The organism is Phenylobacterium sp. (genome assembly GCF_016793285.1).
GTDB lineage: Bacteria > Pseudomonadota > Alphaproteobacteria > Caulobacterales > Caulobacteraceae > Phenylobacterium.
On record NZ_JAEUMO010000266.1, the window covers coordinates 1 to 9,336 of the forward strand.

The window sequence follows — 9,336 nt, forward strand, 5'->3', positions numbered from 1 at the left end:
TCGTCGAGGGCCGCCGCATCGCGGCGGCCTTCTGCTTTGCGGGCCTCGACGCGGATGTTGTCGGCGATGTGCTCGTACTTCTTCTGGGCTTCGAAGGCCTCCGCGAGCGCGTCGCGGGCGCCCTGTTCCTCCACGAGGATCACGTCGATCTCGGCCCGCACCCTGGCCTTGCGCGCCTTCAGGCCCTCGAAGAAGCCCGCGCGGTAGATGCCCGCGGCGGCCTCCTCGGGGGAGAACATGGCCTCCGCCTCGCCCTCGGCTTCCAGCATCGTCAGCCGCATCTCCGCGGCCGCCCGCCGGTCGACGATCTCGCCCAGGCGCTTCTGCAGCACCTCGGCCTCATAGGTGGACAGCTTGATGAGGGAGTCGGCCCAGCTCATCGGTTACGCAACTCCGTTCAGGATCCCGGCGAGGCCGCCGAAGCTGTCGTCCAGGCTCGTGGCGTCGTTGGGGTTCTGACTCAGGAAGCCCTCGACGGCCGGGTTCAACTGGATGGCGCGGTCGATCAGCGGGTCGGCGCCGGCGCGGTAGGCGCCGATGCGGATCAGCTCTTCCATGTTCGAGTAGGCCGAGAGCGCCTCGCGGGCCTGCTTGACCACCTCGCGCTCTTCCAGCGTCTGGCAGCCGGGCATGGTCCGGCTGATCGACTTCAGCACGTTGATCGCCGGGAAGCGGCCGCGCTCGGCGATGGCGCGCTCCATGACGATGTGACCGTCGAGGATACCGCGCACGGCGTCGGCGATCGGCTCGTTGTGGTCGTCGCCGTCCACCAGCACGGTGAAGAGGCCGGTGATCGGGCCCGCCTTGGTGCCGTCCGGGCGAATGGGGCCGGGACCGGCCCGCTCGAGCAGCTTGGGCAGTTCGGTGAAGACGGTGGGGGTGTAGCCCTTGGTGGTCGGCGGCTCGCCGGCGGCGAGGCCGATCTCGCGCTGGGCCATCGCGAAGCGGGTGACCGAGTCCATCAGGCAGAGCACTTCCATGTCCTGGTCCCGCAGGAACTCCGCGATGGCCATGGTCATGTAGGCGGCCTGGCGGCGCTTCAGCGCCGGCTCGTCCGAGGTGGCGACGACGACGATGGCGCGGCGCAGGCCCTCTTCGCCCAGCGTCTCCTCGATGAATTCGCGGACCTCGCGGCCCCGCTCGCCGATCAGCCCCACCACGACGGCGTCGCAGTCGGCGTTCTTGGCCAGCATCGAGAGCAGGACGGACTTGCCGACGCCCGAGCCGGCGAAGACGCCCAGGCGCTGGCCGCGGCAGCAGGTGGTGAAGACGTTCATGGCGCGCACGCCCAGGTCCAGCCGCTCGCCGACGCGGGCGCGGGCGTGGGCGGAGGGCGGCGCGGCGCGGAGCGGGTAGGCGGCGAGGCCCTGGGGCAGCGGCCCCTTGCCGTCGATCGGCTGGCCGAACGCGTCGACGATGCGGCCGAGCCAGGCCTTGGTCGGGCGGACCGCCGAGCCCAGCGGCTGGATGCGGATTTCCGCGCCCGGGGCCACGCCCTCGACCGGGCCGAACGGCATCAGGAGCGCGCGGTTCTCGCGGAAGCCGACGACCTCGGCGGCGACGGGCTTTTCGTTGAAGCGGCCGATCTCGGCCCGGGCGCCGACGGCCAGGCGGCTCAGGCCGCCGCGGGCCTCGATCAGCAGGCCGTTGACGGCGGCGACCCGGCCCGAAACCGTGAGGGGATCCAGCCGCTCGACGGCGGCCACCAGACTCTGCAAGGAAACAACCCCTAGACCCGACACGCGCAGGATCGCGCGCGCACGCTTAAGGGGTCGTGAAGAACAGCCTTGGCCTTGGACGCTTTTGCCCGCGTCCGGGCGTCGCAGGCCCGGCCGCCCGCCCCGCCCCGGCCGGGGCCGGGACGGGCGCGGAGCGTGACGGGTCAGTGGAGTTCGGTCGCCTCCGGCGTGGCGGGCGCCTTGCGCGTGCGGCTGACCTTGGCGGCGACGGCCTCGCCGGCGGTCTTGGCCTGCTCGATCAACTCCTCGCCCCTGGCCTTGGCGTCTTCGATCAGCGCCTCGCCCTTCAGCTTGGCGTCGTCGATCAGCGGCTGGGCCCGCTCGGCGATCCTCTCGCGGTTCCTCCAGGCGACCACGCCGGCGGCGCCCAGGACGGCCGCGCCGATAAGGATGAATGGATTCCTGCGGGCGAACGCCAGGGCCGGTCCGGCCAGCCTGGCGGCCTGCCTCATCCGGTCGCGGTCCAGCGGCAGGCGATACTTGTCGAGTACGTTCGGCATGTCGGTCATCACGGGTCTCCGAGCTTCGCTTGCGGACAGAAACCCCGTTGCGGACAAGCCGTTCCCGCCCCCTGTTTCGAAGGCGCCGTCCAATCACAAAAGATTCAACAGGGGTGCGACTCAGCGACTCCGCGGCCCCGCTTGAGTCGGATTCTGAAATCAGATTAACGATTCTCGCCGTGGGGCCAGGACCATTAACCGGTCTTAAAGAACGGTAGGGCAGGTTAACGGCGAGCCATACGCGGGTTCATTGAATCCGTTGGGGAATGCGGCGACGCGGCAGGAGAGGCCAATGCGCGTTTTGTTGATCGAGGACGACAGCGCGACGGCGCAGAGCATCGAGCTGATGCTCAAGTCCGAAGGGTTCAACGTCTATACGACGGACCTGGGCGAGGAAGGCGTCGATCTCGGCAAGATCTACGACTACGACCTCATCCTGCTCGACCTGAACCTGCCCGACATGAGCGGCATGGACGTGCTGCGCACCCTGCGCGTCGGCAAGATCAACACGCCGATCATGATCCTGTCGGGCACCGCCGAGATCGAGACCAAGGTGAAGACCTTCTCGGGCGGCGCCGACGACTACATGACCAAGCCGTTCCACAAGGACGAGCTGGTCGCCCGCATCCACGCCGTGGTCCGCCGCTCGAAGGGCCATGCGCAGTCGGTCATCAAGACCGGCGACATCATCGTGAACCTGGACGCCAAGACGGTCGAAGTGGGCGGTATCCGCGTCCACCTGACCGGCAAGGAGTACCAGATGCTGGAACTCCTCTCGCTGCGGAAGGGCACGACGCTCACCAAGGAGATGTTCCTGAACCACCTGTACGGCGGCATGGACGAGCCCGAGCTGAAGATCATCGACGTCTTCATTTGCAAGCTCCGGAAGAAACTCGCGGCGGCCGCCGACGGCAAGCACCACATCGAGACCGTCTGGGGCCGCGGCTACGTGCTGCGCGATCCGCAGGAAGGCGTCATCGCCGCCTGACCGACGGGCGCCGACGAGCGACGACCATGAGACGCCCGGACGCAGGTCCGGGCGTTTTCGTTTGCGTCGGCTCAGTCTAGCTTCGCGACAGTTCAGCGCCGGGGGAGGACACGGACCATGGGGCGACTGCTTGCGCTGCTGCTTGCGCTGATCGCCGGCTCGTACCTCGCCTATCTCGACCAGGTGCTGCCGGAATCGGCGCCCGTCGCCACCTCGCCCATGGAGTTCTCGGGCGAGCGGGCGTTCCAGGACGTGCGGTTCCTGGCCGCCGTCCCGCACCCGGTGGGCTCGGTCGCCAACGCCAATGTGCGCGACGCCATCGTGGCCAAGATGTTCAAGTACGGCCTCTCGCCGCAGGTGCGGCCGGGCGTGGGCGTCTTCAGCCGCGCCGACCGGCCGGGAATCTTCGGCGGCGCCTACGTCGAGAACATCGTGGGCGTGCTGCCGGGCCGCAACCGCAACGCCCCGGCGCTGGCCCTCCTGGCCCACTACGACAGCGTCCCGGGATCGCCGGGCGCCGCAGACGACCTGATGGGCGTGGCCGCGGCGCTGGAGACGGTCCGGGCCATTTCCGCCGGCGGCGTGCCGGCGCGCGACGTCATCGTGGTCATCACGGACGGCGAGGAGGCGGGGCTGCTCGGCGCCAACTACTTCTTCCACCGCGACCCCATGGCCAGGCGGGTGGGCTTCGTCGTCAACCTGGAGGCCCGCGGCTCGGCCGGCCGGGTGCAGATGTTCCAGACCCACGCGCGCAACGGCGAGCTGATCAAGGTCTTCCAGGCCAATGCGCGGCGGCCGGCCTCCTCGTCGCTGGCGGTGATGCTCTACGAGCTGATGCCCAACGACACCGACCTCACCGAGAGCCTGCGAGCCGGGCTGGACGGGATGAACTTCGCCATCCTCGGCCGCCAGTTCGACTACCACAGCCCGACCTCCAACGCGCAGAACCTCGATCGCGGTTCGCTGCAGGACATGGGCGACCAGGTGCTCGCGGTCTCGCGCGAGCTGGCGTTCGCCGCGCGGCTGCCCGGCCACGCGCCCTCGCCCGTCTACGCGAACCTGTTCGGCGACGTGCTGGTCGCCTACCCCGCCTGGCTCGGGTGGGTGCTGATCCTGGTCATCGCCGGCCTCATCGCGGTGTCGATCCGCTGGGCGCGGCAGTCGGGCGAGTTCCCGGCCACCGACCTGCTCCGCGGCGCCGGCGCCTTCGCCTTCGCCGGGGTCGGAACCGCGGCGGTGCTGCAGTTCGCGCGGCGGCTGACGGGCGCCGAGTTCGGCTACCTGGAGCAACGGTTCCTGATGGTCCAGGCCCAGCGCTGGGAGTGGGCGATCATGCTCACCTCGCTGGGCTTCATGATGCTGGCCGCGGCCGAGCTGTCGCGCAGCCGCCGGTGGGTGGCCTTCCTGCCGCTGGCGGCGGGCCTTGCCGCCTCGGCCCTGGCGATGGAGATCGACTGGATCGCCGCCGTCGCCGGCGCGCTGGCCACGCTCATCGGCTGGTTCACCTTCGGCCGACCGGTCAGCCGCAAGGGCGCCTGGGCCGGGGGGCTCCTCTTCTGCCTGGTGCTGACCGTCGTGCTGCAGGCGGTGGCGGCGCCCGCCGCCTTCGTGCTGGCCTGGCCGCTGCTGGTCGCGGCGGCGGCGGCGGCGGCCACGTCGTTCGCCGCCAAGCGCAACGCGCTCGACCTGCTGCTCCTGGCCGTGCTCGCCGCCGTGGCGCTGGGCTGGCAGGGCGGCATCTCGCACACCGGCTTCGAGAGCATGGACTTCGTGCCCCTGTTCGCGATCCAGATGGTCACCGCCGCCATGGTGCTCTGGCCGCTCGCCCAGCCCGACTGGGGCCGCTCGCCGGCCCGGATCATCGGCGCGGCGGTGCTGCTGGGCGGCCTGGCGCTCACCCTGATCGTCCGTTCCACGGACCCCTGGACGCCGCGGTATCCGCTGATCACCTATGTCGGCTTCCAGCAGGACCAGGACACCGGCCGCGCCTGGCGCTTCGCGCTGCCCGGCCCCGCCCGGCCCTGGACCGACCAGGTGCTGAAGGCCGACAGCCAGGCCGAGCCGCAGCGGGTGAAGCAGTGGTGGTGGTGGCGGCCGCACGACATGGCGCCCGCCGCGCCGATCGCCTCCACCGCGCCGACGTTCGGCATGGTGCGCGGGCCCGACGAGCGCCTGACGCTCTCGGTGACGCTGCCGCCCGAGGCGCGGACGCTGGAGCTTCGCCTGCGCTCCACCGTGCCGGCGCGGGTCGAGACGCTCGGCGGCGGCCCGATCGGCCAGGACCTGGCGGCCGGCAAGTGGGTCCGCGTGATGTGGGCCTCGTCGGGCCCGCCGCTGGAACTCAGCCTGAAGCCCGCGGGCGCGGGACGCCTGGACGTGGCCTACGTCGCCGGGATCGACCGCTGGCCCGACACGGCCAAGCCGTTGCCGGCGCGCCCGGCCGACCTGATGCCCTGGGACGATTCCGACTCCACCTTCCTGACCGGAACGCGCGCCTTCACCTGGTAGCGTGCGCGACTGCGGACGAAGTGGTAATCGACGCGCCATGAGCGACGTCACGATCTATCACAACCCCAACTGCGGGACCTCGCGGAACACGCTGGCGCTGCTGCGCGAGAAGGGCGTCGAGCCCCGGGTGGTCGAGTACGTGAAGGCCGGCTGGACCAGGGACCAGCTCCAGGACCTGCTGAAGCGCATGGAGGTGGGCGCCCACGACATCCTGCGCGTTCGCGGCACCAACGCCGAGGCGCTGGGCCTGACCGATCCGAAGGTCTCGGACGAGGCGATCATCGCGGCCATGATCATCGAGCCGATCCTGGTGAATCGCCCTATCGTGGTCACCGCGAAGGGCGCGGCGCTGTGCCGGCCCCCCGAGCTGGCGCTCGCGCTGCTCTGACGACCTGAGACAATCGGCCGGGGCGCGCCGAGCGGCGCTCGCGGCCATGTTCCACTCCACTTGCGGGCGCGGGGGCGCTTCACGCAGGGTCCGGCGGCGTCCGGACCCGCACAGTCGAGTATCGGGGGCGCCATGCAGGATGCCGGTCCGCGCAAGTTCTCATTCCGCCTGAAGGCCGGCGCCATCGCCGCAGCCGTGACCGTGGTCGCGGGCCTGGTCGGCTGGCAGGCCGCGTCCCGCCTGGACGACCCGGAGGCGCCTCGCCTGGCCCCCGGCGCGATGGCCGCCCTGCAGCACGCCGCGTTCACCCAGGCCGAGGCCCAGCCCGGCTATGCCCGGCCGCAGAACGTCGAACTGAAGGTCCGCTCGGGCGAGACGCTGGAGGCGGCCGTGCTCCGCGCCGGCGTCCCGGAGGCCGAAGCGCGCCAGGCCGTGGCCGCGCTCGGCGGCGCGATGGACACCATCCGCATCAAGGCCGGCCTGTCGTTCGACGCGGCCGTGGCCCGGTCGCAGGTCCGCGATCGCCCGGCGCGGCTGATCGGCCTGTCGCTCCGCACCGGCCCCGCCACGTCCGTCACCGTCTCGCGCACGTTCGACGGGGCGCTTCGGCTGCGCTCGCTGGAGGAAAAGGTCACCGACGAGGTCCGCGTCGCCGATGGCGAGATCTCGGGCTCGCTCTACGAGAGCGCCGCGCGGCTGGGCGCCACGCCCGCCATCATCGCCCAGACGGCCAGGCTCTTTGCGCACAAGCTGGACTTCCAGCGCGATATCCAGCCCGGCGACGACTTCCGTCTCGTCTTCGACCGCAGGGTCACCGAGAGCGGCCGCACGATCGAGACCGGCGACCTCGACTACGCCGAGCTGCACGGCGTGAAGTTCTTCCGCTTCGAGCGCGAGGGCGGCGAGGCCGAATACTTCGACGAGGACGGCAAGAACGTCCGTGGCTTCCTGCTGCGCACGCCGGTCGACGGGGCGCGCCTGACCTCCGGCTTCGGCAGGCGCCGCCACCCGATCCTGGGCTACGCCCGCGCCCACCAGGGCGTCGACTTCGGCGCCGGCTCCGGCACGCCGATCCTGGCGGCGGGCGACGGCGTGGTCGTGAAGGCGGGCCGTTGGGGCGGCTACGGCAACTGGCTGCAGATCCGCCACGCCGGCGGCTGGGACACCGGCTATGCGCACATCTCCCGCTACGCCAAGGGGATGCGGCCGGGCGCGCGGGTGCGGCAGGGCCAGGTCGTGGCCTACGTCGGCTCCACCGGCCTCGCGACCGGCCCGCACCTGCACTACGAGGTGTGGCAGCGTGGCCGGCGGGTGAACCCGGTCGGCGCGAAGGTTCCGCAGGGCACGATCCTCGCCGGCGCCGAACTCGCCCGCTTCAAGGCCGAGAAGGCGCGCATCGAGCGGCTGCTGGCCGCCGGCGGGGCGCCGAGCCGCGCGGTCGCCCTGGCCGACGCGGGCGCCCCGGCGGGCCCGGGCGCCCTGGCCCGCTGACCTTGCCCGGACACTCGGGAGCGCCTAACCCCCACGGCGGGCAAGGAGGAGCCGCATGACCGTCACCGTGGCGGCGACGAAGATGATCCGCGACATGATGGATCGATGGCCGGAGACGCCGGACCAGGCCGACCTCTACAACCTGCTGCGCCTGATGGGCCGCTGGCGATCGCACCTGCTGGCCGACGTCTTCATCCAGTTGCAGGGCCGCCGCATCTGGAGCGGACCGTTCGAGGGCATGGACTACGTGGACAAGGCCACCGAGGGCGCGCTGATCCCGCGCCTGATCGGCACCTACGAGTCCGAGCTGCACCCGCATCTGGCCGCCTTCGCCGCCGAGGGGCTGGACTGCGTGATCGATGTGGGGTGCGCCGAGGGCTACTACGCGGTGGGGCTGGCGCGGATGATGCCGGGCGTCACCGTCCATGCCTACGACATCGACGCCAGGGCGCGGGCCGCCTGCGCCGAGCTCGCCGCGCGCAACGGCGTCTCCGACCGGGTGATCATCGGCGGCGAGTTCCGGCCCGACGGCTTCGAGGCCTTCGCCGGCAAGCGCACCCTGGTGCTCGTCGACACCGAGGGCGCGGAGGTCGACATCCTGCAGCCGCACCTCAGTCCGGCGCTGGCCGGCATGAACCTGATCGTCGAGACCCACGACGTCTACCAGGCCGGCGCGCTCGCCACGATGACGCAACGCTTCTCGCCCACCCACGAGGTCGTGCGCGTGGATCAGCAGCAGAAGACGTTCGAGATGCCGCCGTTCCTGAAGCCCATGACCCATCTGGACCAGCTCCTGGCCGTATGGGAATGGCGCCAGCAGCCGACGCCCTGGCTGGTGATGCGGCCGAAGGCGAAGGCGCCGGCCGGGCCGGCCTGATCCGAAACCGCCGACCTGGCGGAGATGCGCAGACGCGCTGGAGGCGTGGCCTGCGCCCGTCTCTGCGATCTCCGCGGCCTTCGGTCCGGAGCGCCTGCGGCGCGCAGGCGCTCCGTGCGCGCGTCAGGCGTCGAACGTGATGACCGAGCGGGCGACCGCGCCGGTCTTCATTTCCTCGAAGGCCTCGTTGACCTGGTCCAGCCGGATACGGCGGCTGATCATGTCGTCCAGGTGCAGCTTGCCGGCCATGTAGGCGTCGACCAGGCGGGGCATATCGACCGGGAAGCGGTTCGAGCCCATCAGCGAGCCCTGGATTCGCTTCTCGCCCAGGAAGGCGGCGCCCATCAGGCTGATGGTCTGGCCGACCGGGATCATGCCGATGACGTTGGCGGTGCCGCCGCGGCACAGCATGTTGAAGGCCTGCTCGGCGGTGGCCGCGAGACCGATGGCCTCGAAGCTGTGCTGCACGCCGCCGCGGGTCATTTCCAGCACGGTCTTCACCGCGTCGGGGCCGCCCAGGACGAAGTCGGTGGCGCCCATCGACTTGGCCAGGTTTTCCTTACCCGGCGCCATGTCGATGGCGATGATCCGGCCCGCGCCCGCTAGCGCCGCTCCGTTCACGGCCGCCAGGCCCACGCCACCGCAGCCGATGACGGCCACCGTGTCGCCCGGGCGGACGTTCGACGTGTGAATGACGGCGCCCACTCCGGTCATCACGCCGCAGCCGATCAGGGCGGCGCGGTCCAGCGGCATGTCCTTGCGGATCGCGACGCAGGCGTTCTCGTGGATCAGCATCTGCTCGGCGAACGACGAGAGGTTCAGGTACTGCAGCATCGGGCCCGAGG

General features: G+C 71.1%; 9 protein-coding genes. 5 read left to right on the forward strand and 4 right to left on the reverse strand.

From position 1 onward, the window contains the following. The 3 genes from JNL41_RS22270 to JNL41_RS22280 all read right to left on the reverse strand — a co-directional run. Positions 1-380, reverse strand: a 380-nt coding sequence (locus JNL41_RS22270) for a flagellar export protein FliJ (protein WP_293478479.1), incomplete at its 3' end; no start/stop codon positions are given. A 3-nt stretch (positions 381-383) separates the two neighbouring features. Further along, positions 384-1,718: a flagellar protein export ATPase FliI gene (gene fliI, locus JNL41_RS22275; protein WP_293478480.1), complete on the reverse strand. Its 1,335-nt coding sequence runs from the start codon at positions 1,716-1,718 to the stop codon at positions 384-386. A 164-nt stretch (positions 1,719-1,882) separates the two neighbouring features. Continuing rightward, positions 1,883-2,248: a hypothetical protein gene (locus tag JNL41_RS22280; protein WP_293478481.1), complete on the reverse strand. Its 366-nt coding sequence runs from the start codon at positions 2,246-2,248 to the stop codon at positions 1,883-1,885. Between the two features lie 283 nt (positions 2,249-2,531). Between JNL41_RS22280 and ctrA the strand changes: the two genes are divergently transcribed. The 5 genes from ctrA to JNL41_RS22305 all read left to right on the forward strand — a co-directional run bounded on the left by ctrA (position 2,532) and on the right by JNL41_RS22305 (position 8,491). Beyond that, a complete protein-coding gene (gene ctrA, locus JNL41_RS22285) occupies positions 2,532-3,227 on the forward strand; it encodes a response regulator transcription factor CtrA (RefSeq protein WP_293478482.1) in 696 nt (231 codons plus the stop codon). 117 nt (positions 3,228-3,344) lie between these two features. Continuing rightward, positions 3,345-5,735 (forward strand): M20/M25/M40 family metallo-hydrolase, encoded by a 2,391-nt coding sequence (locus tag JNL41_RS22290; protein WP_293478483.1) that lies wholly within the window; start codon positions 3,345-3,347, stop codon positions 5,733-5,735. Between the two features lie 37 nt (positions 5,736-5,772). Beyond that, a complete protein-coding gene (arsC, locus tag JNL41_RS22295) occupies positions 5,773-6,123 on the forward strand; it encodes an arsenate reductase (glutaredoxin) (RefSeq protein ID WP_293478484.1) in 351 nt (116 codons plus the stop codon). A gap of 132 nt (positions 6,124-6,255) precedes the next feature. Continuing rightward, positions 6,256-7,614 (forward strand): M23 family metallopeptidase, encoded by a 1,359-nt coding sequence (locus JNL41_RS22300; RefSeq protein WP_293478485.1) that lies wholly within the window; start codon positions 6,256-6,258, stop codon positions 7,612-7,614. A gap of 55 nt (positions 7,615-7,669) precedes the next feature. After that, positions 7,670-8,491, forward strand: a complete 822-nt coding sequence (locus JNL41_RS22305; protein WP_293478486.1) for a methyltransferase — start codon at positions 7,670-7,672, stop codon at positions 8,489-8,491. Between the two features lie 123 nt (positions 8,492-8,614). Here the strand turns inward: JNL41_RS22305 and JNL41_RS22310 are convergent. Further along, a partial coding sequence (locus JNL41_RS22310) for a zinc-binding dehydrogenase (RefSeq protein ID WP_293478487.1) occupies positions 8,615-9,336 on the reverse strand: 722 nt, incomplete at its 5' end.

Bases quoted from the DNA above. Each gene is read 5' to 3' on its own strand.
- JNL41_RS22300 (WP_293478485.1), top strand. From the start codon at position 6,256: ATGCAGGATGCCGGTCCGCGCAAGTTCTCATTCCGCCTGAAGGCCGGC.
- JNL41_RS22290 (WP_293478483.1), top strand. From the start codon at position 3,345: ATGGGGCGACTGCTTGCGCTGCTGCTTGCGCTGATCGCCGGCTCGTAC.
- arsC (WP_293478484.1), top strand. From the start codon at position 5,773: ATGAGCGACGTCACGATCTATCACAACCCCAACTGCGGGACCTCGCGG.
- ctrA (WP_293478482.1), top strand. From the start codon at position 2,532: ATGCGCGTTTTGTTGATCGAGGACGACAGCGCGACGGCGCAGAGCATC.
- JNL41_RS22305 (WP_293478486.1), top strand. From the start codon at position 7,670: ATGACCGTCACCGTGGCGGCGACGAAGATGATCCGCGACATGATGGAT.
- JNL41_RS22280 (WP_293478481.1), bottom strand. From the start codon at position 2,248: ATGACCGACATGCCGAACGTACTCGACAAGTATCGCCTGCCGCTGGAC.